This window comes from Streptomyces stelliscabiei (genome assembly GCF_014873495.1).
Taxonomy (GTDB): domain Bacteria; phylum Actinomycetota; class Actinomycetes; order Streptomycetales; family Streptomycetaceae; genus Streptomyces; species Streptomyces bottropensis.
Genome location: NZ_JADBGF010000001.1, coordinates 5,649,474 through 5,672,894 on the forward strand (window position 1 = coordinate 5,649,474; position 23,421 = coordinate 5,672,894).

21 protein-coding genes are annotated in these 23,421 nt (G+C 72.6%); 16 read left to right on the forward strand and 5 right to left on the reverse strand.

Going from position 1 to position 23,421, the window contains the following annotated elements; genetic code table 11:
* The first annotated feature begins 50 nt into the window (after positions 1–50).
* From H4687_RS24870 to H4687_RS24940, 15 genes are all read left to right on the forward strand, one after another.
* A complete protein-coding gene (locus H4687_RS24870; RefSeq protein WP_046919942.1) occupies positions 51–845 on the forward strand; it encodes an aldose epimerase family protein in 795 nt (264 codons plus the stop codon).
* 115 nt (positions 846–960) lie between these two features.
* The gene (pyrE, locus tag H4687_RS24875) at positions 961–1,515 is read left to right on the forward strand and encodes an orotate phosphoribosyltransferase (RefSeq protein ID WP_013001905.1); all 555 of its coding nucleotides are present in this window, start codon (positions 961–963) and stop codon (positions 1,513–1,515) included.
* Between the two features lie 169 nt (positions 1,516–1,684).
* Positions 1,685–2,707 carry a class II fructose-bisphosphate aldolase gene (fbaA, locus tag H4687_RS24880; protein WP_005483728.1) on the forward strand — a complete coding sequence of 341 codons (1,023 nt, stop codon included), beginning with the start codon at positions 1,685–1,687 and terminating at the stop codon, positions 2,705–2,707.
* A gap of 213 nt (positions 2,708–2,920) precedes the next feature.
* Positions 2,921–4,393, forward strand: coding sequence for an MFS transporter (locus tag H4687_RS24885; RefSeq protein ID WP_050398801.1), 1,473 nt, complete (start codon positions 2,921–2,923; stop codon positions 4,391–4,393).
* Positions 4,394–4,937: 544 nt separating this feature from the next.
* Entirely contained in the window at positions 4,938–5,351 is a 414-nt protein-coding gene (locus H4687_RS24890) for a DUF3151 domain-containing protein (protein WP_005483731.1), read from the forward strand.
* Positions 5,352–5,577: 226 nt separating this feature from the next.
* On the forward strand, positions 5,578–6,423 hold the full coding sequence (locus H4687_RS24895) for a tryptophan 2,3-dioxygenase family protein (protein WP_005483732.1): 846 nt from the start codon (positions 5,578–5,580) through the stop codon (positions 6,421–6,423).
* On the forward strand, positions 6,416–7,681 hold the full coding sequence (kynU, locus tag H4687_RS24900; RefSeq protein WP_046919830.1) for a kynureninase: 1,266 nt from the start codon (positions 6,416–6,418) through the stop codon (positions 7,679–7,681). The genes H4687_RS24895 and kynU overlap by 8 nt, the downstream gene beginning before the upstream one ends.
* Before the next feature lie 676 nt (positions 7,682–8,357).
* Entirely contained in the window at positions 8,358–9,305 is a 948-nt protein-coding gene (locus H4687_RS24905; protein WP_046914343.1) for an alpha/beta hydrolase, read from the forward strand.
* Between the two features lie 358 nt (positions 9,306–9,663).
* The gene (locus H4687_RS24910; protein WP_306459054.1) at positions 9,664–10,566 is read left to right on the forward strand and encodes an alpha/beta hydrolase; all 903 of its coding nucleotides are present in this window, start codon (positions 9,664–9,666) and stop codon (positions 10,564–10,566) included.
* Positions 10,559–11,797: an acyltransferase family protein gene (locus tag H4687_RS24915; protein WP_046914342.1), complete on the forward strand. Its 1,239-nt coding sequence runs from the start codon at positions 10,559–10,561 to the stop codon at positions 11,795–11,797. Before H4687_RS24910 ends, H4687_RS24915 begins: the two co-directional genes overlap by 8 nt.
* A 10-nt stretch (positions 11,798–11,807) precedes the next feature.
* Positions 11,808–13,163: a sensor histidine kinase gene (locus H4687_RS24920; RefSeq protein ID WP_078907056.1), complete on the forward strand. Its 1,356-nt coding sequence runs from the start codon at positions 11,808–11,810 to the stop codon at positions 13,161–13,163.
* On the forward strand, positions 13,160–13,834 hold the full coding sequence (locus H4687_RS24925; protein WP_005483741.1) for a response regulator: 675 nt from the start codon (positions 13,160–13,162) through the stop codon (positions 13,832–13,834). The genes H4687_RS24920 and H4687_RS24925 overlap by 4 nt, the downstream gene beginning before the upstream one ends.
* Positions 13,835–13,969: 135 nt before the next feature.
* Positions 13,970–15,319, forward strand: coding sequence for a sensor histidine kinase (locus tag H4687_RS24930; RefSeq protein WP_192781715.1), 1,350 nt, complete (start codon positions 13,970–13,972; stop codon positions 15,317–15,319).
* Positions 15,316–15,981 carry a response regulator gene (locus H4687_RS24935; protein ID WP_046914340.1) on the forward strand — a complete coding sequence of 222 codons (666 nt, stop codon included), beginning with the start codon at positions 15,316–15,318 and terminating at the stop codon, positions 15,979–15,981. The genes H4687_RS24930 and H4687_RS24935 overlap by 4 nt, the downstream gene beginning before the upstream one ends.
* Before the next feature lie 61 nt (positions 15,982–16,042).
* A complete protein-coding gene (locus H4687_RS24940; RefSeq protein ID WP_046914339.1) occupies positions 16,043–17,260 on the forward strand; it encodes a cytochrome P450 in 1,218 nt (405 codons plus the stop codon).
* Positions 17,261–17,910: 650 nt separating this feature from the next.
* Here the strand turns inward: H4687_RS24940 and H4687_RS24945 are convergent.
* Together H4687_RS24945 and H4687_RS24950 are read right to left on the reverse strand one after the other, a co-directional pair.
* Entirely contained in the window at positions 17,911–19,578 is a 1,668-nt protein-coding gene (locus H4687_RS24945) for an ABC transporter permease (protein WP_046920074.1), read from the reverse strand.
* Positions 19,575–20,501 carry an ABC transporter ATP-binding protein gene (locus tag H4687_RS24950; protein ID WP_046920073.1) on the reverse strand — a complete coding sequence of 309 codons (927 nt, stop codon included), beginning with the start codon at positions 20,499–20,501 and terminating at the stop codon, positions 19,575–19,577. Before H4687_RS24950 ends, H4687_RS24945 begins: the two co-directional genes overlap by 4 nt.
* Before the next feature lie 134 nt (positions 20,502–20,635).
* On the opposite strand from H4687_RS24950, the gene H4687_RS24955 reads away from it, so the two are divergent.
* Positions 20,636–21,211 carry a GbsR/MarR family transcriptional regulator gene (locus tag H4687_RS24955; RefSeq protein WP_046920072.1) on the forward strand — a complete coding sequence of 192 codons (576 nt, stop codon included), beginning with the start codon at positions 20,636–20,638 and terminating at the stop codon, positions 21,209–21,211.
* 23 nt (positions 21,212–21,234) lie between these two features.
* Here H4687_RS24955 and H4687_RS24960 read toward each other — a convergent pair whose 3' ends face one another.
* From H4687_RS24960 to H4687_RS24970, 3 genes are all read right to left on the reverse strand, one after another.
* Positions 21,235–21,687: a hypothetical protein gene (locus tag H4687_RS24960; protein WP_046920071.1), complete on the reverse strand. Its 453-nt coding sequence runs from the start codon at positions 21,685–21,687 to the stop codon at positions 21,235–21,237.
* A 164-nt stretch (positions 21,688–21,851) separates the two neighbouring features.
* Positions 21,852–22,421 carry a YciI family protein gene (locus H4687_RS24965; protein ID WP_050398026.1) on the reverse strand — a complete coding sequence of 190 codons (570 nt, stop codon included), beginning with the start codon at positions 22,419–22,421 and terminating at the stop codon, positions 21,852–21,854.
* 273 nt (positions 22,422–22,694) lie between these two features.
* Positions 22,695–23,264 (reverse strand): hypothetical protein, encoded by a 570-nt coding sequence (locus H4687_RS24970; protein ID WP_225966813.1) that lies wholly within the window; start codon positions 23,262–23,264, stop codon positions 22,695–22,697.
* Positions 23,265–23,421: the final 157 nt, after the last annotated feature.

Genomic DNA, 23,421 nt, shown 5'->3' on the forward strand with positions numbered 1-23,421 from the left:
CCGCCGTGGGCGACCAACTCGGCGGCGGGGTGGGCCAGTAGGGTCGAGGGGTGAGTAGCGAAGAGATCACGTTGGCCGCGGGTGACGCGACGGTGGTGCTGGCGCCGGGAAACGGCGGCCGGGTGGCGGGCCTGCGGGTCGCCGGGGCCGAACTGCTGCGGCAGGGCGAGCGGTTCGGGTGCTTCCCGATGGTGCCGTGGTGCGGACGCCTCCGCGACGGACGGTTCCGCGACGGCGGCAGCGTGCGGCAGATGCCCCGCAACGCCCCGCCCCACGCCATCCACGGCACCACCCGTGAGGGAGCCTGGCGCGTCGCGAGCCACAGCGGCACCGAGGCCGTCCTCACCTACGACCTGGTCGAGCCGTGGCCCTACCCCGGCCGCGTCACCCAGGTGGTCACCCTCACCCCGGACGCCCTCACCCTCACCATGTCCGTGGAGGCGCACGACTCCTCCTTCCCGGCCCAGATCGGCTGGCACCCCTGGTTCAACCGGAGCCTGGCCGACGGCGGCGAGGACGTACGGGTCGACTTCACCCCCGCCTGGCAGGAGGAGCGCGGCGCGGACCACCTGCCCACCGGCAACCGCGTCGACCCCCGGCCCGGCCCCTGGGACGACTGCTTCGGCATGCCGGACGGCGTGGACGTCACCCTCACCTGGCCGGAGCGCCTGGAACTGAAGGTCGCCTCCCGCGAGGAATGGGTCGTGGTCTACGACGAGCAGGCGGAAGCCGTGTGCGTCGAACCCCAGACCGGCCCGCCGGACGGCCTCAACACCCACCCCCGCCTCGTCACCCCCATCGACCCCCTCGAAGCCACGACCACCTGGACCTGGCGCCGCCTGTGAGCGGGGCGCGGGGCCGTACGGCGGGCGGACAGGTCCGCACAGGTCCGTACGGCGGGCGGACAGGTCCGCACAGGTCCGTACGGCGGGCGGACAGGTCGCCTTTAAGCTGACTGCCATGACTGACGTGGACGTACGTGGATCTTTGCTGCAGCAGATCAAGGACAAGGCCGTGGTGCACGGCAGGGTGACCCTGTCGTCGGGTCTGGAGGCGGACTACTACGTCGACCTGCGCCGCGTCACCCTCGACGGCGAGGCCGCCCCGCTGGTCGGTCAGGTGCTGCTCGACCTGACCGCCGACCTCGACTTCGACGCGGTCGGCGGTCTCACGATGGGCGCCGACCCCGTCGCCGGCGCGATGCTGCACGCGGCCGCCGCGCGGGGCCGCAGGCTGGACGCGTTCGTCGTCCGCAAGGCGGCCAAGGCACACGGGCTGCAGCGCCGCGTCGAGGGGCCGGAGATCAGCGGCCGTCGCGTCCTCGTCGTCGAGGACACCTCCACCACCGGCGGCTCCCCGCTGGCCGCCGTCGAGGCCGTCCGCGAGGCCGGGGCCGAGGTCGTCGCCGTCGCCACCATCGTCGACCGGGCGACCGGCGCCGCCGAGAAGATCGAGAAGGGTGCCGGGGTCCCGTACCTCTTCGCGTTCTCGAAGGACGAGCTGGGCCTGGACTGACGACGGCCGGTACCGGGGGGAACGCCCGAGGTCAGGGGTTACCGAAGAGTTCTGGACGCCCTGACCGGAGCATCGGGTCCCGTCTGGAAGGATGGGGCCGACGATGACGTCGCAACCCTAGGTCAGGGCTCGTAAGCACAACGCCACCCGCACATACAAGGAGCGGACCATGCCCATCGCAACCCCCGAGGTCTACAACGAGATGCTCGACCGGGCGAAGGCAGGCAAGTTCGCCTACCCGGCCATCAACGTGACCTCGACCCAGACGCTGCACGCCGCGCTGCGCGGCTTCGCGGAGGCGGAGAGCGACGGCATCGTCCAGATCTCGACCGGCGGTGCCGAGTTCCTGGGCGGCCAGTACAGCAAGGACATGGTGACGGGCTCCGTCGCCCTGGCCGAGTTCGCGCACATCGTGGCCGAGAAGTACCCGGTCACGGTCGCGCTGCACACGGACCACTGCCCGAAGGACAAGCTGGACGGCTACGTACGTCCGCTGATCGCCGTGTCGGAGGAGCGGGTCAAGGCCGGTCGCAACCCGCTGTTCCAGTCCCACATGTGGGACGGCTCGGCGGAGACCCTCGCCGACAACCTCTCCATCGCGCAGGAGCTGCTCGCCCGCGCCGCCGCCGCGAAGATCATCCTTGAGGTCGAGATCACCCCGACCGGTGGCGAGGAGGACGGCGTCTCCCACGAGATCAACGACTCCCTCTACACGACGGTCGACGACGCGATCCGTACGGCCGAGGCGCTGGGCCTGGGCGAGAAGGGCCGCTACCTGCTGGCCGCGTCCTTCGGCAACGTCCACGGTGTCTACAAGCCGGGCAACGTCGTCCTGCGCCCCGACCTCCTCAAGGAGCTGAACGAGGGCGTGGCCTCCCGCTTCGGCAAGGAGTCCCCGTTCGACTTCGTCTTCCACGGCGGCTCCGGCTCCACCGAGGAGGAGATCCGCACGGCCCTGGAGAACGGCGTCGTCAAGATGAACATCGACACCGACACCCAGTACGCCTTCACGCGTCCGGTGGCGGCCCACATGTTCCAGAACTACGACGGCGTCCTGAAGATCGACGGCGAGGTCGGCAACAAGAAGACGTACGACCCCCGCACCTGGGGCAAGCTCGCGGAGGCGTCGATGGCGGCCCGCGTCGTCGAGGCCTGCGGCAACCTGCGTTCCGCCGGCACGAAGATCAAGTAGCCGACGGGGACCGGGCGGCCCCGCCGCCGCCCGGTCCGGGGCTCCGGCCGCGTGCCACCGCACCGGCCCGTACCCGCCCGCAGCCGCGCACGCGACTGCGGGCGGTGTCGTCCCCGGCCCGCCCCGGCCCGTACCCCCGTCACTCGGCTGCCGCCGGGCCCGTTCATGCTCCGCACCTGGCCCGAACGGCCCCCGCGCGGCATGATTCCCTCCATGGCCGACGTACGTCTTGCCTCCGCCCAGGGCAAGTGGATCCTGCTGACCACGGTGCTCGGCTCCAGCATGGCCCTGCTGGACTCGACGGTCGTCAACGTCGCGCTCCCGCGCATCGGCCTCGACCTGGACGCCGACCTCGCTGCCCTCCAGTGGACCGTCAACGCGTACATGCTCACGCTCGCCGGACTGATCCTCCTCGGCGGCGCGCTGGGCGACCGTTTCGGCCGCCGTAAGGTGTTCGTGGTGGGCGTGGTGTGGTTCGCCGCGGCCTCACTCCTGTGCGGCCTCGCCCCGAACGTAGGCGTGCTCATCGCCGCCCGCGCCCTCCAGGGCGTCGGCGGGGCCCTCCTCACCCCCGGTTCGCTCGCCCTCATCCAGGCGTCGTTCCACCGCGACGACCGCGCGAAGGCGGTCGGCCTGTGGTCCGGCTTCGGCGGCATCGGCGCGGCCGTCGGCCCGTTCCTGGGCGGCTGGCTGGTGGACGGCCCCGGCTGGCGCTGGGTCTTCCTCCTGAACGTCCCCCTGGCCCTCCTCTGCGTCCCGGTCGCCTTCCGCCACGTACCGGAGTCGGGGGACGGCCGTGCCCATGACCGGGGCTTCGACATCCTGGGGGCCGTACTCGGCGCCGCGTCCCTGGCGTTCCTCACGTACGCGCTGATCGAGGCCAGGGAGGGCACGCTCGCGGTCGCGGTCACCGCACTCGCCGGCGTGGCGACGGCCGTGGCCTTCGTCCACGTCGAGCGCCACCGGCCGGACCCCATGATGCCGCCGCAGATGTTCGCGTCCCGCCAGTTCACGGCGGTCAACATCGTCACCCTGTTCGTGTACGCGGCCTTCGGCGGTTTCTTCTTCCTCGTCGCCCTCCAGCTCCAGGTGGTCGCCGGGTACTCCGCCCTCGGCGCCGGCACGGCCCTGCTGCCCATCACCGTCCTGATGCTGCTGCTCTCCGCCCGCGCGGGCGCCCTCGGCGAACGCATCGGCCCCCGCATCCCCCTCACCGTCGGCCCCCTGCTGTGCACGGCGGGCGTCCTGCTGATGCTGCGGGTGGGCCCCGACGCCGAGTACGCCACCGATGTCCTGCCCGCCCTCCTGGTGATGGGCCTCGGCATGGTCACCCTCGTGGCCCCGCTGACCGCGACCGTCCTCGCCTCGGTCACCACCGACCACGCCGGTATCGCCAGCGGCATCAACAACGCCGCCGCCCGGGCCGCGGGTCTGCTGGCCGTGGCCGCGCTCCCGCTGATCGCCGGCATGGGCCCGGAGGCCTACCGCTCGCCCACTCAGTTCGACAACGCGTTCGACAAGGCCATGCTCGCCTGCGCCTTGGCCCTCCTGGCCGCCGCGGCCCTGGCCTACTCCGCGGTCCGCCGCCCCGCCCCCGACTGCCACCACCCCGAATGCCGCACCCACGGCTGCGTGACGGCCCCACCACTGGAGGGCCGACACAAGGGCGAGGCGACGACGGAGTAGCGGGCGGGGGTGGGGGCGCCGGGGCGAGGGGTGTTGTGCGGGTGCGGATGCGCGTCCGGATGGTCCGGGGCCGGAGTCCGGGTGCGGGTGGGTGTGCGGGTCTGGATGTGGTCCGGGTCTGGATGTGGTCCGGGTCCGGAGGGGGCGTCCGGGGTCCGTATGTGGTCCGGGTCCGGAGTCCGGGTGCGGGCTGTTGTGGCTGGTCACAGGATTCCCGGCGCTTCTCTCGGCTCAGGGGCGCGCCCGTGCTTTTCAGGGGCGCGGGGAACTGCGCGAGCAACCCCGCACAACCCGCACCCACCCACCCACCCGCACCCACCCACCCGCACCCACCCACCCGCACCCACCCACAACCCTCCCCGACCCGTAGGCCCCCAGGGGCAGGGGCACAGAAGGGGGTCGAAGGGGCGCAGCCCCTGGGGATGGGACGGGTAGGGGCGGCGGGGGCGAGAAAACCCGCCCCGACATCCGGCGGCCGCACCCCACCCCCCACCTCGACCCCACCCGACGTACCCCACCCCCCACATGGGCCAGACTGGAACCCATGACGATTCACGAGAACCTCCTCGGCGGCCCACCCCCCACGCACCTCCCCGACGACCCGGAACCCCGCGAGCTCCTCGCGAACGGCACACCCCCGGCCGACGTCGCCGCCAAGTACCCCACCTCCTCCCTCGCCTGGGCCCAGCTCGCCGACGAGGCGTACGAGCGGGGCAGCGTCGTGGAGTCGTACGCCTACGCCCGTACGGGCTACCACCGCGGCCTGGACGCCCTGCGCCGCAGCGGCTGGAAGGGCCACGGCCCCGTCCCCTGGGAGCACGAGCCGAACCGCGGCTTCCTGCGCGCCCTGCACGCCCTGTCCCGCGCCGCGGGCGACATCGGCGAGCAGGAGGAGTACGAGCGCTGCTCCCAGTTCCTGAAGGACTCCTCCCCGACGGCGGCCCAGACCCTGAGCTGAGGCACGAGCCGAGGCGTGGGACGGGCATCGGCCGAGGCATGAGCCGAGGCATCAGCTGAGGCACTGAGCCGTTCGAAGGACTGTTCGTGCAGGTCCGCCTGGTGTGACCAGGCGGACCTTGCGGTGCGGGGGTGGTATCACCGACCATGCCGGTGGGGACCGGGGCCCCCGTGTCGGAATTCGGCAGGGGCGGACCGCTACCCGGAGTACATATCAGGAGACAGCGATGTCCCTTCCGGCTCAGCCCCACGAGGCTTCGGAGCCCGAGACCCCGCATCTCGACTTCCAGGGCACCACCCCGTACGAGGACTACGTCCAGGCGGACGTGCTCACCCACCTCCAGCACCCCCTCTCCGACGACCCCGGCGAGATGGTCTTCCTGGTCACCACCCAGGTCATGGAGCTGTGGTTCACCGTCATCGTGCACGAGTGGGAGACCGCGACCGCCGCGATCCGGGGCGACGACGTGGCGAGGGCGAAGGACGCCCTGAAGCGTTCCGTCCGCGAACTGGAGGCCCTGACCGCCTCCTGGAAGCCCCTCGGCCAGCTCACCCCCGCCCAGTTCAACTCCTACCGCGCCGCCCTCGGCGAGGGCTCCGGCTTCCAGTCGGCGATGTACCGCCGGATGGAGTTCCTGCTCGGCGAGAAGTCCGCCTCCATGCTCGTCCCGCACCGGGGTGCCCCCCGCGTCCACGCCGAGCTGGAGAAGGCGCTGCACGAGCCGAGCCTCTACGACGAGGTCCTGCGACTCCTGGCCCGCCGCGGCCACGCGATCCCCGAGTCCGTCGTGAGCCGGGACGTCTCCCAGCGCTACGAGCCGTCCCCCGAGGTCGAGGCGGTGTGGACCGAGCTGTACTCCGGCGACCCGGATCACGAACTCGCCCGCCTCGGCGAGGCGCTGACCGACGTCGCCGAACTCGTCTGGCGCTGGCGCAACGACCACCTCGTCGCCACCCGCCGCGCGATGGGCTCCAAGGCCGGCACGGGCGGCTCCGCCGGCGTGGCCTGGCTGGAGAAGCGCGCCCGGAAGAACGTCTTCCCCGAGCTGTGGACGGCGCGCTCCCATGTCTGACATCACCGCACCCAGCACTGAACTGGCCTCCCTGGCAGCGGAGTTCGACGCGGCCGACGAACTGGCCGCCCTGCGCGCCCGCTTCGTCCTCGACGACGCCGTGTACCTCGACGGCAACTCGCTCGGCGCGCTGCCGGCGTCGGTCCCCGGCCGGCTCGCGGACGTCGTCCACCGTGAGTGGGGCGAGATGCGCATCCGTTCGTGGGACGAGAGCGGCTGGTGGACCGCGCCCGAGCGGATCGGCGACCGTATCGCCCCGCTGGTGGGCGCGGCGCCGGGCCAGATCGTGGTCGGCGACTCCACGAGCGTCAACGTCTTCAAGGCGGTCGTGGCGGCGGTGCGGATGGCGGACGAGGGCTCCGGCTCCGGTGACGGGCGCCGCGACGAGATCCTGGTCGACGCGACCACGTTCCCGACGGACGGCTACCTGGCCGAGTCGGCGGCCCGGATGACCGGCCGCACCCTGCGCCCGGTGACCCCGGCGGAGGTTCCGGCCGCCCTCGGCGACCGTACGGCCGCCGTCCTGCTCAACCACGTCGACTACCGCTCGGGCCGCCTCCACGACCTCCCCGCCCTGACGGCGGCGGTCCACGAGGCCGGCGCCTACGCGGTCTGGGACCTGTGCCACAGCGCGGGCGCCCTCCCCGTGGACCTCGACGAACACGGGGTCGACCTCGCGGTCGGCTGCACCTACAAGTACCTCAACGGCGGCCCGGGTTCCCCGGCCTACCTCTACGTCCGCCGGGACCTGCAGCCCCGCTTCGACTCACCCCTGCCCGGCTGGACCTCCCACGCCGCCCCCTTCGCCATGGACCCGGCCTACCAGCCGGCGGCCGGGGCTCCGCGAGGCCGGGTCGGCACGCCCGACATCCTGTCGATGCTCGCTCTGGAGGCGGCACTCGACGTCTGGGACGGGGGCGGTGACGGCGGTTCCGCCGGGGCCGGGGTGACGATCGAGTCGGTCCGCGCCAAGTCCCTCGCCCTGACGGACTTCTTCCTGCGCTGCGTGTCGGCGTACGTCCCCGAGGGCCGGGTCGAGTCCATCACGCCGGTCGCCCACGCGGAGCGCGGCAGCCAGATCGCCCTGCGCTGCGACGACGCCGGTGACGTCATGAAGCGCCTCATCCACCAGGGCGTCATCGGCGACTTCCGCCACCCCGACGTCCTCCGCTTCGGCTTCACCCCTCTCTACGTCACCTTCGCGGACACGGAGCGGGCGGCCCGGGTATTGGGCGAGACGCTGGGGGAGATGGGGTAGCGCGGGCGGTTCGGCGTCCCAGCGGCGGGGGCTCTGCCGCTGGGACGCCGGGCGGCTGGGGGGCGGGGTGGCGGGCCGCTGTGGCGCCGACGCGAGCCGCTGGGGTGCCGGGGGCGCTGGGGGAGGGAGGCCGGGCGCCGGGGTCGTCGGCGGTCCGTCGGCGGGTGCTGTCCTGGCCGTCCCGGGTGTTCCGACCGTCCCGGGTGTTCCGCCCGTCCTGCGGTCCGAACTCCGACCTCGACACCCGGCTCGCCCTCGACCCCGAGCGTCCCCGCCGTCCGCGGAGGCTGCCGTCGTTCCGCCGGGACGGCGGCGCGGGTGCGGGCTCAGGTCCGCCGGTCGGTGTCGGTGGTGAGGGGCGGCGCGGCGGCACCCGGTCGCGCCGGTGCGCGTCGGTGGGCGTCGGTGGCCGAACCCGCCCCCGCCCCGGGGCCGAACCCGCCCCGCCTCCGCCCCGCCTCCGCCCAGCCCCCGGCACGGACCCCGCTCCGACCCGCCCCTCGGCCGTCCCGCCTCACCGCGCCCCCGCCCCGCCGCGACCCCTGACCCGGCGTCACATCCCGGTGTCGACGCACGTCACGGGCCTGATACCGTCCCCGCCAACGGCAGGCGCCCCTTTCCCCGGCACCCGCCCACCCAAACCCTTCCAAATCCGTTTCACCCGAGAGGTTGGCGCATGCCGGACGACGACGCCGCAGCCCGCGATGCCGCCGAAGAGGCATCCGCCTTCTCGCACCCCCCGGTCGCCCCCGACGCCACGGCGGCCTACGGCGACCACCCCGACCAGGTGATCGACTTCTACGCCCCCCGCACCTCCGACACGGGCATCGGGACCATGGGCATAGGTGCCGGCGCACCCTCCGGGTCCGGCGCGGCCACGGGCCCCGCCCCCGTGATCGTGGTCCTGCACGGCGGCGCCTGGCGGGCCCCCTACGACCGCCACCACATCACCCCCTTCGCGGACTTCCTCGCCCGCCACGGCTTCGCGGTGGCCAACATCGAGTACCGGCGAGGAAGCTCGCTCCCCGCCCGGACCGGCCTCAACGGCACCCCCGCTCCGGCCGCGGGCCGCTGGCCGGAGACGTTCGACGACATCGCCGCCGCCCTCGACGCCCTGCCGGACCTCGTCCGCGTGGCCCTGCCCCAGGCGGACCCCCGCCGCATGGTCGTCACCGGCCACTCCGCCGGCGGCCACCTCGCCCTGTGGGCCGCGGCCCGCCACATGCTTCCGCCCGACGCACCGTGGCGCACCTCCCGCCCCGCCCCGCTCCGCGGAGTCGTCGCCCTGGCCCCCATCGCCGACTTCGCCGTGGCCGAGAAGCTGGACGTCTGCGGCGGTGCGGCCACCCAACTCCTGGGTGGTCAGGGCAAGTTCGCCGAACGTCGCCCCTATGCCGACCCCGCGCTCCTCCTCCCGACCGGCATCGCCACCACGCTGGTGCAGGGCCGCTCCGACATCGTCGTACCCGAGGCCGTCGCCGAGGCGTACGCCGACGCCGCGGCCAGGGCGGGCGAGGTCGTGGGCCTGACGCTGCTGGAGGACGTGGGCCACTTCCCCCTCATCGACCCGGCGGCGGACGCGTGCGCGGTGGTGGTGGAGGAGATCGCCCAACTGGCCTGGTGAACGGGGTCCGAGGCGGCCCCGCCCCGGCCCGGGGCGCCATGCTCACCCCTCCCCGCTGATACCCGTAATACCTGAGAGCTACATCGCAGGTGAGCTCCCCGGCGGGACGCCGACGACGGCCCTCGTTCCATAACTTCCTTGCCAGGGCGGCCCGATGGACGGGCGGTCCGGCAGGGAAGGGATGGGTGACATGGGGGTCGCGACATGGCCGGAGGCAGATCACCTGCCACCCACGGAACCACGCCCCACGGTGCGGCCACCGCGACCGTCCCCCACACCGAAGGGCCTTCGGCGCCTCGCTTCCCGGCTCCGACCGTCGTGGTCGTCCCGGCTGCGCCGCACGCTGCTCGCCCTCCTGGTGGCGACGGCCGTGGTCGCCCCGGTCTCCGCCGCGGCCAGACCGCGGATCCCGGCTCCACCCCCGGCTCCGCTCGCCCCGCCGACCCCGACGACACTCCGGTCGACGTACGAGGCCAACCGTGCGAACGCCGCGGAGGCGGCCCGCATGGCCGACGCCCACGGGGACCGCAGCCGAGCAGCGACCGACCGGTGGCTCGCCGCACCCACCCGCAGGCTCCTGATGTTCGACGGCCGAGGCCCCGGCCAGGCCGTGGAGGTCCTGGGCGACCTGCTGAAGGCCGACCACCTGGCGGTCCTGGTCCCGGGCTCGGACACGAGCCTGGACACCTACGACCGCTTCCACAGAGCCGCGCAGGCCCTGCACGACCGCACGGGCCCGGACACAGCGGTGATCGCCTGGCTCGGCTACGAAACCCCGGGGACGATCAGCACGACGGTCCTCACCCCCACCCGAGCCGAACAGGCGGCCCCGCACCTGCGCTCGTTCCTGCGCGAACTGCGCGCCCTGGTGGGCGACTCCGCCGGCCTCACCGTCCTGTGCCACTCCTACGGCACGGTCGTGTGCGCCCGCGCCGTCACCGGTCTCGACGACGTCGACGACGTCGCCCTGATCGGCAGCCCCGGCACGGGCGCGGACAGCGCGGCCGGCCTGCGCACCTCGGCACGCGTATGGGCGGCCCGAGGTACGGAGGACTGGATCGGCACGGTCCCCCACACCCGGGCCGACCTCTTCGGCACGACCGTCGGCTTCGGCCCCGACCCCACGTCCTCCTCCTTCGGCGCCCGCGTGTTCACCGCGGGCGAGGCCGGCCACAGCGGCTACTTCACCCCCGGTTCCACCTCCCTCGAGAACCTCGCCCACATCACCCTGGGCGCCCGCGCGGAGGTCTCCCGTGCGTGACCGCACTCTCAGGCCCACGGCTCTGCGTACGGCCGCCCGCCGGGCCGTCCGGCACATCGACGCCGCCACCCCACCCCACCGGGACCGCGCGGTGGACGCCCTGCGGGCCCTCGCGATACTCGGCATCATCCTGGGCCACTGGCTGGTCACCGCCCTGGTCGCGGACGGCAACACGCTCCACACCACCAGTCCGCTCCAGCACATGCCCCAACTGGCCCCCGTCTCCTGGATCTTCCAGACCCTCGCCGTCTTCTTCCTGGTGGGCGGCCATGTAGCCACCAAGAGCCACACCTCGGCCCGGGCACGTGGCATCCCCTACATCCCGTGGCTGCGCGCCCGCCTGACCCGTCTGTTCATGCCGGTCGCCGCCCTTCTGGCCCTCTGGACGGTGGTCACGATCGCGCTCCTGGCCACGGGCACCCGCATGGACACGGTCGAGACCCTGCTGAAACTGGCCCTGTCCCCGCTGTGGTTCCTTCTGGTCTTCGCCGCCCTGACGGCGGCGACGCCCTTGCTGATCCGTCTCAACCCGCTCTGGCCCCTGGCCGTCGTCCTCCATGTGGATCTCATTCGTTTCGGCCTCGGCGGCCCGCAGGGTCTCGGCTGGATCAACCTGGCAGCGGGCTGGCTGGTCCCCTACACGCTGGGCGCGGCCTGGACCCGGGGCGAGCTGGAGCGCCGGCGGGCGGGCTGGGCCCTGTTGGTGTCCGGCACTGCGGGGACGGCGGGGCTGATCATCTGGGCCGGCTACCCGGCGTCCATGGTCGGCGTCCCCGGCGCACGGATCTCCAACCTGAACCCGCCCACCCTGGCCGCCGTCACCTTCGGCCTGGCCCAGTGCGGTCTGGCGCTCCTGCTGCGCGGCGCCCTCCGCCGCACCCTGCGACGGCGGCCGGCGGCCTGGGCCGCCGTGGCGGTCGTCAACCTCTCGGCGATGACCCTGTTCCTCTGGCACCAGACGGCGATGATGGCGACGACCGCCACCGGCCTGACGGCAGGCCGACTGCCGGGCCTGCACACCCTCCCCGACGACCTCGGCTGGGTGGTCGCCCGTCTCGCCTGGCTGCCGGTGTTCGCCCTGGCACTGCTGCTCTGCCGGGCGGCCTTCCACAGCTACGAGAACCGCCGTCCCCGTACCCGCGAGGGCACCCGCGTGGTGCGCGTCCAGCGGCGGCCCGACGGCACACGGCCGTCGAGGAATGCGGAGACCGAGGCGGTTCCTCATGCCTAGGGTGGTGCGGATGAACGCGGTGGAGAAGCGGCTGACCAGCGGCCTACGGGTGCTGCGCGAGGACCTGTGGGACGGCACGCTCCACCCGCTGCCCCCGTCGGTCTGGCTTCGTTGGCTGCCGCACGGCATGGTCTTCCTGGTCGCCTTCGGCACCACGTTGGCCGGCGCCGACCACATGGTCGACCGATACCAACTGGGCTCGGAGTACGGCCTGTTGTGCGCGGCCACGCAGGGAGTGGCGGTGTCGCTCGCGCTGTGGTGGCCCGTCCCGGCGTGGTGGCTGTCGACCACGGTCATGGTCGTTGCGGCCTTGGGCGCCCGCGTCCTCGATGCGGCGGCGGACGAGCCCTTCTGGCCGTGGAGCGGGCCCGGGATCTTCGCGCACGCCATGGTGCTGTTCCTGCTCGCGCTGCGGCTGCCCACCCGTGTGACCGCCGAGGTGCTGGCCCTCACCGCACTGGTCACGTACGTCCTTCAGGAAGTCGTCGGCGGTCGCAACCACGAGCCGTCGGGCGCGCTGTCGATGGCGATGTTCGCGGGCGTCACCCTCCTCGGCGGGGCTCTGCGCGGCCGCCGCGAGGCCCGTAGCCAACTCGTCGAGCAGACGAGCATCACCGCCGAGGAGCGGGCCCGCCGCACCGTGCTGGAGGAGCGCAGCCGCATCGCGCGCGAGCTGCACGACGTGGTCGCCCACCACATGTCGGTGATCTCCATCCAGGCCCAGGTCGCCCCGTACCTGGTGGAGAACCCGTCCGAGGAACTGAAGGAGAACCTCCACGGCATCCGGCAGAACGCGCTGGAGGCCCTCACCGAACTCCGCCGCGTCCTCGGCGTTCTGCGCTCCGAGTACCCACCGGGCGTCGGCCCCGACGATCCGCACGCGATAGCGGGTGTCACCGAGGGCATCGCCCCGCACGCCCCGCAGCCCACCCTGGACCGTCTCGACGCGCTCATCGACAACACCCGCGCGGCGGGACTCGCGGTCGTCACCGAGATCCACGGACAGGTGCGTCCGCTGCCGCCGGGCGTGGAGCTGTCGGCGTACCGGATCGTGCAGGAGGCGCTCAGCAACGCCCTGCGCCACGCGCCCGGTTCCACCGTCCGTGTGGAGCTCACCCATTTCCCGCGCGGTCTGCAGGTACGGGTGATCAATTCCCGTCCCGCCCGCAAGGCCCCACCGTCCCCCGGCGCCGGCCACGGGCTTCTCGGTATGCGTGAGCGCGCCGCGATGCTCGGTGGCACCCTCACGGCGGCCGAGACCTCCCACGGCGGCTTCGCCGTCGTGGCCTTCCTTCCCCGCGACGGCGACCCCGGCGGCCGGCTCTCACAGCCGACACCGGACACGACAGGAGACACGAGTCCATGACGAGCAGCACCATCCGTGTACTGATCGCCGACGACCAGCAGATGGTCCGGCAGGGCTTCTCGGTGCTGCTCAACACCCAGCCCGACATCGACGTGGTCGGCCAGGCGGTGCACGGCCTCGACGCGATCGACAAGGTCGCCGAACTCACCCCGGACGTCGTCCTGATGGACATCCGCATGCCCGAGCTGGGCGGCATCGAGGCCACCCGTCGCATCACCACCGAGCGCCCGGACATCAGAGTCCTCGTCCTCACCACCTTCGACCTGGACGAGTACGTGTACGAGGCGCTGCGCGCCGGCGCGTCCGGCTTCCTCCTCAAGGACGCCTCGGCCGACCAGCTCGCCGAGGCGGTACGGGTCGTCGCGGCGGGGGACGCCCTCCTCGCACCGGGCATCACCCGCCGTCTCATCGCCGAGTTCTCCCGTCTCGGCACCACACCCCGCGCCCCGCTCAAGGCCCGCGTCGGCGACCTGACCGAGCGGGAGACCGAGGTGCTCACCCTGATCGCGCAGGGCCTGTCCAACGCCGAGATCGCCCAGCGCCTCGTCGTCGCCGAACAGACCGTGAAGACCCACGTGGGCCGCATCCTGGTCAAGCTGGGCCTCCGCGACCGCACCCAGGCGGCGGTCTTCGCCTACGAATCGGGCCTGGTGCGCCCCACGGGTTACTGAGCCGTGAGGGCAGGACGGCGCGGAACGGCTCTCCGGCCCGTCCCCCCGGGCGACCCGTAGTACCTGAGACGGACCTGGGCAGACCCTCCTCACTGGTGACGACGGCACACCCGCCCTCCGCCTACCGTTTTCATCGTGACCGAGACGACCCAGATGCAGACGATGCCCTCACGCGGCGGGGGCAGCCCGAGCAGCCCGGAGTTCCGGGTGGCGATGGACGCGTGGCGCAGGCTGCGGCAGGACCTGTTCCACGACGGGTTCGCCTACCGGCCGATGGCCCCGATGAAGATGGACGGCCTGTTCACCAGCCGGCTCTCCGGCCGCGTGCGTGACTACGTGGCCTGGGCTCCGCACGCGGTCGTGGTGGTGGCCGGCCTGCTCTCGATGGCCATCGCCGCCTCCGCCAGTGACGCAGGCGGACTCGGCGCGATGGTGGCTGCCGGTTTCGCTCTGCTTCCGGTCCTGCTGACCATGATCAGACCCGTGGCGGCCTTCTGGGTGTCCCTGATCGCGGCCCCCTTGACCGCGGTGGGCAGCGGTCTGTGGGACGACTGGCCGTGGACGGCCGGCAGCTTCGCGACGCACCTTGTGGTGATGACGGTGGTGGCCCTGCGCACGCGGCCGCGCGTGGCCGCCTGGATGTGGTGTCTGACCGCGGCGTACGGGGCGTTCCTGGAGACCATCCTCGGTGACAGCCACTACGCGTCGAACAACACGGTCCCGCTGCTCGTCGTCTCCGCCATGTCCTTGCTGGCGGCCTCCGCGCTGACCATACGCCGCACGGCCCAGCGCGAGGTGACCGCCCAGCAGACGGTGACCGAGCACGAGCGCTCCCGGCGCACCCTCCTGGAGGAGCGCACCACGATCGCCCGCGAGCTGCACGACGTGGTCGCCCACCACATGTCCGTCGTCGCCATCCAGGCCGAGGCCGCGCCCTACCGCGTGGAGAACCCGCCGCCCGAGCTGGAGCAGGCCTTCGCCACCATCCGGGAGAACGCGGTGGCTGCGCTGACCGAGCTGCGCCGCGTGCTCGGAGTGGTGCGCGCCGAGGACTACGAGGCCCCGGACGCACCGCAGCCCACCCTCGCCGACCTCGACGGCCTGCTCGCCAACGTGCGGGAGGCGGGTCTCACGGTCGACAAGGCGGTCACCGGAGCGGTCCGTGAACTCCCGCAGGGCGTGGAGCTGTCCGCCTATCGCATCGTGCAGGAGGCCCTCAGCAACACCCTGCGGCACGCGCCGGGCGCGGCGGCCCGTGTGGAGATCGGCTATGTCCTGGGCGGACTGGGCCTGCGCATAGTCAACGGCGCGTCCCCCGAGGTGAGCCTGGTGAAGTCCACGCACGGCACCGGCCACGGCCTCACCGGCATGCGCGAGCGCGTCACGATGCTGAACGGCGAGATGACGACGGGTGAGACGGCGGACGGGGGCTACGAGGTGACGGTGTTCCTGCCGGTGTCCAGTGTGAGCGAGACCGACGCATGACGATTCGCGTGCTGATCGCCGACGACCAGATGATGGTCCGCGAGGGCTTCTCGGTGCTGCTCGGTGCGATGCCGGACATCGAGGTGGTCGGCGAGGCGGTGAACGGCCGGGAGGCGGTCGACCGGGTCCGGGAGCTGTCGCCGGACGTCGTCCTGATGGACATCCGGATGCCCGAGCTGAACGGCATCGAGGCCACCCGGGAGATCGTGGCGTCCAACGGCGGGGCGAAGGTGCTGGTCCTGACCACGTTCGATCTCGACGAGTACGTGTACCAGGCGCTGCGCGCGGGAGCCTCCGGCTTCCTCCTCAAGGACGCCTCCGCCCGCCAACTGGCCGACGGGGTGCGCGTGGTGGCCGCCGGGGAGGCGCTCCTCGCCCCGTCCGTGACCAAGCGACTGATCACGGAGTTCTCCAAGCTGGTCCAGGCCCCCCGCCCCTCCGCGGCCACCCAGCTGGCGTACGGCGAACTCACCGACCGCGAGACGGAGGTCCTGGTCCTCATCGCGCAGGGCCTGTCCAACCTGGAGATAGCCGAGCGCCTGGTGGTCGCCGAGTCCACGATCAAGACCCATGTGAGCCGGGTCCTGGTCAAGCTGGGCCTGCGGGACCGTACGCAGGCGGCGGTGTTCGCGTACGAGGCGAGACTGGTCACGCCGGGCTGAGAGAACCCTTGCCGGCAGGACACCCCTGGTCAGAACGGGGGAACCGGGCTAGCGTCGCTCCATGGCAGCTGCTTCGGACCTTGCTTTCGACCCGTGGGACCCCGACTTCGTGGCCGATCCGTACCCGGCCTACGCGGAGCTGCGGGCCCGGGGCCGGGTGCGGTACTTCGAGCCCACGAACCAGTGGCTCGTCCCGCACCACGCGGACGTCTCGGCGTTGCTGCGGGACCGGCGGCTCGGGCGGACGTACCAGCACAGGTTCACGCACGAGGACTTCGGCCGGAGTGCCCCGCCTGCGGAGCACGAGCCGTTCCACACGCTGAACGACCACGGGATGCTCGACCTGGAGCCCCCGGACCACACACGGATCCGGCGGCTGGTGTCGAAGGCGTTCACCCCGCGCACGGTGGAGCAGCTGAAGCCGTACGTGGAGGGGCTGGCCGGTGAGCTGGTGGCCGGGCTGGTCGAGGCCGGCGGGGGCGACCTGCTGACGGACGTCGCGGAGCCGCTGCCGGTGGCGGTGATCGCCGAGATGCTCGGCATCCCCGAGTCGGACCGGGCGCAGCTGCGGCCGTGGTCGGCGGACATCTGCGGCATGTACGAGCTGAGCCCTTCGGACGAGACGGCGAAGCGGGCGGTGCGGGCGTCGGTGGAGTTCTCGGAGTTCCTGCGGGAGCTGATCGCGCACCGCAGGGTCGAGCCGGGCGAGGACCTCATCTCGGGCCTGATCGCCGCGTACGACCAGGGAGACCGTCTCACCGAGCAGGAGATGATCTCCACCTGTGTGCTGCTGCTGAACGCGGGCCACGAGGCGACGGTGAACGCCACGGTGAACGGCTGGTGGGCGCTGTTCCGCAACCCGGAGCAGTTGGCGGCCCTGCGCGCGGACCACTCGCTGGTGCCGACGGCGGTGGAGGAGCTGATGCGGTACGACACTCCGCTGCAGCTGTTCGAGCGGTGGGTGCTGGACGACATCGAGATCGACGGGACGACGGTTCCACGAGGCGCGGAGATCGCGATGCTGTTCGGCTCGGCGAATCATGACCCGTCCGTGTTCGCGGCCCCCGAGAAGCTGGACCTCACCCGCCAGGAGAACCCGCACATCTCCTTCAGCGCGGGCATCCACTACTGCATCGGCGCCCCCCTCGCCCGTATCGAACTGGCCGCCTCGATGACGGCCCTCCTGAGGAAGGCCCCGACGCTCGCCCTCGCCACCGAGCCGACCCGAAAGCCGAACTTCGTGATCCGGGGCCTGGACGGCCTGACCGTCGAGATCTGAGAAACCCCCACCGCCAGACTCCGTCCCGGACCCTCACCGCCGGACCCCGGCCTCCGGCTCCCGCACCGGTCCAGACCCCGGCCCCCGCTCCGGAACCGGCCCCCGCTCCGAACCCGGTCACGCATCTGGACCTGGCCCGGGACCTGGTCCTGGTCCAGGTCCCGGACCCGACCGCGACTTCGATCCGGCACCCGACCGCCCTCGCCGAGCCCACAGCCAAGCGATCGCCAGGCAGACGGCGGCCGGGAGAGCGGCTCCGGTCAGGGCGGCGAAGGGGAGTTCGGTGGCGAGGACGGTGTAGTCCGTGCCCTCGCCCTCGAAGCCTCCCCCGAGGTGGCGTCGCGTACGGTCGGAGGTGCTCCAGGCGAGCGTCGCGGCCACCGCGCCCGCCGCCGACAGCGCGCACCCGCCACACCCCGCGACGCTCTGCCGATCCAACCCGCGCCCCTTGCCCGCCCACCCGCTGCTCCGGGTTGCCCCGGCCGGTCCATGACCGAAGGGACGCGCCTTCTCCCGCCCTGGTTCTCCCGGCCGGCGGCACGTGCTCCCAGCACCGCGCGGCGCACGACTCCACCCGCCCCGAAGCCGTATGAGCGACCCCCGCCCGGTGAAGCCGCCCGCGCCGCCCCGCCCCACCGCCTCCGGCACCCTCAGCTGCTGAGATCCCGCCGCCGCAGCCCGGCCAGACCCCCGGCGACCAGCAGCACCGCGACCCCGGTCAGGGCCAGCACCGGCGTCCACTCCATCTCCCCGCCCGGCAGCTTCGGGAGGTGACCGAAGGGGGAGAGGTCGAGGACGGCGCGGGGGGCGTCGAGCGCGGGGCCGATCCAGCCGATGAGGAGAACGGCTCCGGCGAGGCCCCACGCCGCCGGTGCCGCTCGGGGCGTGAGCCCGTACAGCAGGACGGCGGCGCCGCCGATGACCCACACCCCGGCGACCTGGACGAGGCAGCCGCCCAGGATCGGACCGGCCCCCTTGCCGTGGCCGAGGGCGAAGCCGAGACCGGCGAGAAGCATGATCCAGACGGTTCCGCCGAAGGCGACGGCCAGATGCCCGGCGGCCCAGCGGACCCGGCCCACCGCGTTGGCGAGCAGCGGTTCGGCGCGGCCGGAGGTCTCCTCGCCGTGCAGGCGCAGCACGGTGGCGACGACGTACAGCGCGGCGATCAGCCCGAGCATGCTGATCATCGAGGCGAGGAACGCGTCGGTCAGACCGGACCGGCCGCCCATGCGCTCGAAGATCTCGCGGGCGCCTTCGTTGTCACCGACGAAGTCGGCCGCGCCCTCGGCCAGCCCGCCGTAGACGAGCCCGGCGAGGAAGAAGCCGACGCTCCAGCCGAGGACGCTGCCGCGTTGCAGCCGCCAGGCCAGCGCGCCGGCCGTGCCCAGTCGGCCGGCCGCGGGTCCCGGACGGGTCGGCAGGAAGCTCATGCCGACGTCGCGGCGCCCGGCGAGTTCGTACGCCACCGCGCCCTGGAGCGCCGTCGCCGCCACGAACAGCAGCAGCACCCACCATCGCTCCTCCGCGAACGAACGCTCGTTCTCCAGCCACCCCAGCGGCGACACCCACGTCAAGAAAGACGAACCTTCGTTCGCGGAAGCATCGCCGGCCGCCCGGAGCACGAACGCCCCGCCCAGCACCCCCGCCGTCAGCCCCCGCGCCAGCCGGGCGCTCTCCGTAAGTTGCGCGACCACCGCCGCCATCGTCGCGAACACCATCCCGACGCCCGCGATCCCCAGCCCGAAGGCGGCCGCGCCCACCGCCCCCTGTCCGGACAGGCCGAGCGTGACGAGTGCCGCCAGGCCGCCGTTCGCGACGGCCGCCGTGAGCAGGGCGGCCGTCAGCGGCGCCCGCCGGCCGACCATGCCCGACGCGATCAGTTCCTGCCGACCGCTCTCCTCCTCGTCGCGGGTGTGGCGGATGACGACGAGGAGGCTCATCACGGCGGCGAGGAGAGCGGCGTAGACGCCGACGCGCCAGGCGGTCAGGGCGCCGAGGGAGTCGTCGAAGACGGGGCCGACCAGGGCGCGCAGCGACGCGTTCGTGGTCATCTGACGCATGAGGTCGGCGCGTTCGGCGGCGGTGCCGTACAGGCTGCGCAGGCTGTTCGGCATGGACAGGACCATCAGCCCGGTCACCGCGACCCAGACCGGGACCATCACACGGTCGCGCCGCAGGGCGAACCGCACCAGGGTTCCTGTGCCGGCCAGTGGCCGGGCCCCGCCGGACCGGGCGGCGAACGGGGTGGCGGATGCGGACGGTTCGCCGCGCTCGCCCGGTCCCGTGGGGTCGGCCGGTTCGGTGGTGACGGCGGTCATCGCGTGACCGCCTCCTCCCGGGTGCCCCGCGTGTCGTCCTGGTAGTGCCGCAGGAACAGTTCCTCCAGGGTCGGGGGAGTGGAGGTCAGGGACCGTACGCCGGAGTCGGTCAGGGAGCGGAGGACGGCGTCGAGCTTGTCGGTGTCGACCTGGAGGTGGACGCGATGGCCCCGCACGTCGAGGTCGTGGACGCCGGGGAGGCCGGCCAGGCCGCTCGGTGGACCGGCGAGTTCGGCGGTGACGGTGGTGCGGGTGAGGTGGCGCAGTTCGGTGAGGGAGCCGCTCTCGACGGTGACGCCCTTGCGGATGATGCTCACCCGGTCGCACAACTCCTCGACCTCGCTGAGGATGTGGGACGACAGCAGGACCGTACGGCCCCGGTCGCGCTCCTCCCGTACGCACCGCTGGAAGACCTCCTCCATCAGCGGGTCCAGGCCCGAGGTCGGCTCGTCCAGGATGAGGAGGTCCACGTCGGAGGCGAAGGCGGCGACGAGGGCGACCTTCTGGCGGTTGCCCTTGGAGTAGGTGCGGCCCTTCTTGGTCGGGTCCAGCTCGAACCGCTCGACCAGCTCCGCGCGGCGCCCCGCGTCCAGCCCGCCCCGCAGCCTCCCGTAGAGGTCGATGACCTCGCCGCCGGACAGGTTCCGCCACAGGGTCACGTCGCCGGGGACGTACGCGATGCGGCGGTGCACCTCGACGGCGTCCGCCCACGGGTCGCGGCCCAGGACCCGTACGGCGCCGGAGTCGGCGCGGAGCAGGCCGAGCAGGACGCGGATGGCGGTGGACTTCCCGGCGCCGTTCGGGCCGAGGAAGCCGTGGACCTCGCCGGTCTCGACGGTCAGGTCGAGGCCGTCCAGCGCGTGGGTCCGTCCGAAGGACTTGTGGAGTCCGGATACCTCAAGTGCGGGAAGGGCCTTCGTCATGTTCAGAACGTACGCTTACTTCAGAAATTTGTGAAGTTAAGGAAGGGTGTGAATGGCCGGTAGGCTGGCCGTGCTGTCTGACCAGGGGAGATCAGATACCGCGAGGACGACGACCGGCGAGGGAGTGACCAGGGATGACGGACCCGAAGGCCGGAGCAGGGACTGGAGCGGAGAGCGGAGCGGAAGCCGGAGCGAAAGCCGCTGTGGGGGTCGGGTCGGAGGGCCTGGGGCTGGGGCGGGACGTCGAGTCGGTCTCCCGTTTCGTCGAGAACTTCGCGGCGCAGCTCGTCGAGGCCGGGGTTCCCCGCATGCCGGCCCGGGTCTTCGCCGCGCTCCTCGCCTCCGACACCGGCGCGCTGACCTCGGTCGAGCTGGGCGAACAGTTGCGGATCAGTCCGGCGGCCGTGTCCGGAGCCGTCCGCTACCTCGCCCAGGTGCACCTGGTGTCCCGTGAGCGCGAGCCCGGTTCGCGCCGCGAGCGCTACCGCGTCCACAGCGACCAGTGGTACGAGGCTCTCACCAACCGCGAGGCCATCATCAAGCGCTGGGAGGAGTCGTTGCGCGAGGGCGTGGCCAGCCTGGGCGCCGACACCCCGGCGGGGCGCCGGCTCGCCGAGACCCTCGCCTTCTTCGAGTTCGTCGAGACCGAGGTCGAGGCCATGATGCGGCGCTGGCGCGCCCGCCGCGACGAGCTGTTCCCCCGGGGCTGACCGGCGCGGCCGGGAGAGGACTGCTACCCGTCCGCCTTCTCGGCGCCCGTCTCCGTACGGCTCGCCAGACGCTCGTAGCGCTGCCTCGCCGCCTGGGGGGTCTGGAGTCCGAGGCCGAAGGCGATCTCCGGCCAGGTCATGCCGCGCCCCCGGGCCATGTCGAGAAGGCCGACCTCCAGCTCGTCCATCTCGCCACGGGCGAGGGGGACGAGGGTCAGGGCGGCGGTGATGTCGGCGCGGTCGACCTCGGCTTCGCCGTCGTCGAGGAGGGCGGCCCCGCTGAGCAGGTACGAGACCAGCCTGATCGCCTCCTGGGGATGGAGGACGTGCGGGTGGACCTGGCGACGGCGCTGCTCGTCCGTGGTCGCGTGCCGCTCGGCGATGCGGAACAGGGAGGTGTGGACGCGTTGGGCCCGCGCCTCGTCCGCGCTCGGGGGTGAGAAGGGGTCGCTGGGCTGCGGAGGTGTCGACGGCATGCGAACAGCCTGTAATGCAAACAACTTGTTGTCAACGGATTATTGTCCGGCGCGGCCGCGGCGACGTCCGCCTCACCCTGCACCTGCCCGCTGGCCCGCTGGCCCGCTGCCCGCTGCCCGCTGCCCCCTGCCCCCGCCCTCGCGCCCCTGCCCCCGCCCCCGCGTCAGCGCCGCCCGCCGAACTCCCACAGATGAACCTCGACGTCCGCGTACCGCTCCCCGGCGAGTACGGCGCGCGCCGCGTCCCCGTCCGGGGCCCGGACCAGCGCGGCCGTACCCAGCCAGGCCGTGCCGTCGTCGGACAGGAGCGGCCCGTACGCGATCAGCTCGTCCCGCCACGCGGCCGGTACGACGAGATCCGCCGCGCCGCCCGAACCGGGGCCGGTGCCGGGACCGAGGCCGAGCACCAGGTACCGGTTGCCCCCGCTCCGGCCGCCCGGGAACTCCCACATCGTGCGGCCCAGCAGATTCCGCCACCGCCGCAGCAGCACGTCCCGGAACACACCGGCCTGCTGGTTGGGCTCGTCGAACGCGAAGGCCCGCGCCGCGGCGGAATCCGGCAGGTCGACGATGTGTACACTCCCGGACGGCGTCTCGCCGTCCTCCGCGAAGGTCGGGCCCCGGGCGATCAGCTCCTTCGCGTACCCGTCCATGTAGGACCAGTGCGCCTGGACCAACTCCTCGCGCAGATCGAGGGAACCGGGGCGGTCGCGGTGATAGCAGAGGAACTCCATGGCCGAAGCCTCGCCTCCCGCCGACGCCACCTCAAGAGGATTTTGGGTCGCACCCTCGGCGGGGGGCGAGGGCGGAAGACAACCCGCCGACAACCCGCCGACAACCCGGCAGGAGTAACAACAGGAACTGCGAATGGTCCGCGCGGATGAATGCGGATTAATGTGGGGAGGTCATCTCCCAGCGGGATGCCACGTGCCGGAACCCCGGCTCGATTACGGCGAGCCGGGGTTTCCGCTGGTGCGACGAGGCCTTCAGACCTCCGTTTTCCGGGGTCAGTGGTGTCCGTTGTTGATCACGCGGAAGCTGCCCACGATCGCCAGATTCTGCAGCTGCTGCTGTCCGGCCACCGAGTGGCTGGAGCTGCGCGGGCCGACCGTGGCGACGGGAGCGCCGTTGTCACAGGTGACCCCGTTGTAGAACTCGACGGTCCGGTCGCTTTCGTTCCGGATGTTGAAGCTGGTGCTGTTGAGCGGCGGGACGATCAGGCTGTTCACATTGACCACGGCGATGCAGGAACCCGGGTCGGCGGAGTAGGACCGCTCGTTGATGTAGATCCGTCCCTCTTCCCGGTTGTCACCCCGGCCCTCACTCCGGCCCTCACCGCGGCCCTCGCCCCTCTTGCCGCCCCAGTTCTCCTTGCCCCCGGGGTCGGAGGAGGCGTTCGAGCCGGCCTCGGTGCCGGTGCCGTTGCCGCCGCGGGGGGCGACGGGGGCCGCGTCCTGGACGAGCGAGGTGGTCTTCGGGGCGGACTCCAGAGCGGAGCTGGCGTACGTGACACCTGTGGCGGCCGCGACTGCCACGCCGACGGAGGCGGCGATCACCGTGACTTTACGAGTGCGCAATGCACTTCCCCTTCTCTTCGTTCTCGTCGACAGGACCTGCCGACGAGAACGAACGTAATGACGGCCAATTCGGCTGTCATTTCGAGAGGGCCGGGGACGGGGGCGAATACAGGGCTGAACGGCCGCATGAATTGTCGCCCCGGAGAGTGACGATCGG

What these genes read in the sequence shown, in the direction of transcription:
- pyrE (WP_013001905.1), top strand. Translation starts at nt 961, where the DNA reads ATGACTGACGTGGACGTACGTGGATCTTTGCTGCAGCAGATCAAGGAC.
- fbaA (WP_005483728.1), top strand. Translation starts at nt 1,685, where the DNA reads ATGCCCATCGCAACCCCCGAGGTCTACAACGAGATGCTCGACCGGGCG.
- H4687_RS24885 (WP_050398801.1), top strand. Translation starts at nt 2,921, where the DNA reads ATGGCCGACGTACGTCTTGCCTCCGCCCAGGGCAAGTGGATCCTGCTG.
- H4687_RS24890 (WP_005483731.1), top strand. Translation starts at nt 4,938, where the DNA reads ATGACGATTCACGAGAACCTCCTCGGCGGCCCACCCCCCACGCACCTC.
- H4687_RS24895 (WP_005483732.1), top strand. Translation starts at nt 5,578, where the DNA reads ATGTCCCTTCCGGCTCAGCCCCACGAGGCTTCGGAGCCCGAGACCCCG.
- kynU (WP_046919830.1), top strand. Translation starts at nt 6,416, where the DNA reads ATGTCTGACATCACCGCACCCAGCACTGAACTGGCCTCCCTGGCAGCG.
- H4687_RS24905 (WP_046914343.1), top strand. Translation starts at nt 8,358, where the DNA reads ATGCCGGACGACGACGCCGCAGCCCGCGATGCCGCCGAAGAGGCATCC.
- H4687_RS24920 (WP_078907056.1), top strand. Translation starts at nt 11,808, where the DNA reads ATGAACGCGGTGGAGAAGCGGCTGACCAGCGGCCTACGGGTGCTGCGC.
- H4687_RS24925 (WP_005483741.1), top strand. Translation starts at nt 13,160, where the DNA reads ATGACGAGCAGCACCATCCGTGTACTGATCGCCGACGACCAGCAGATG.
- H4687_RS24935 (WP_046914340.1), top strand. Translation starts at nt 15,316, where the DNA reads ATGACGATTCGCGTGCTGATCGCCGACGACCAGATGATGGTCCGCGAG.
- H4687_RS24940 (WP_046914339.1), top strand. Translation starts at nt 16,043, where the DNA reads ATGGCAGCTGCTTCGGACCTTGCTTTCGACCCGTGGGACCCCGACTTC.
- H4687_RS24945 (WP_046920074.1), bottom strand. Translation starts at nt 19,578, where the DNA reads ATGACCGCCGTCACCACCGAACCGGCCGACCCCACGGGACCGGGCGAG.
- H4687_RS24950 (WP_046920073.1), bottom strand. Translation starts at nt 20,501, where the DNA reads ATGACGAAGGCCCTTCCCGCACTTGAGGTATCCGGACTCCACAAGTCC.
- H4687_RS24955 (WP_046920072.1), top strand. Translation starts at nt 20,636, where the DNA reads ATGACGGACCCGAAGGCCGGAGCAGGGACTGGAGCGGAGAGCGGAGCG.
- H4687_RS24960 (WP_046920071.1), bottom strand. Translation starts at nt 21,687, where the DNA reads ATGCCGTCGACACCTCCGCAGCCCAGCGACCCCTTCTCACCCCCGAGC.
- H4687_RS24965 (WP_050398026.1), bottom strand. Translation starts at nt 22,421, where the DNA reads ATGGAGTTCCTCTGCTATCACCGCGACCGCCCCGGTTCCCTCGATCTG.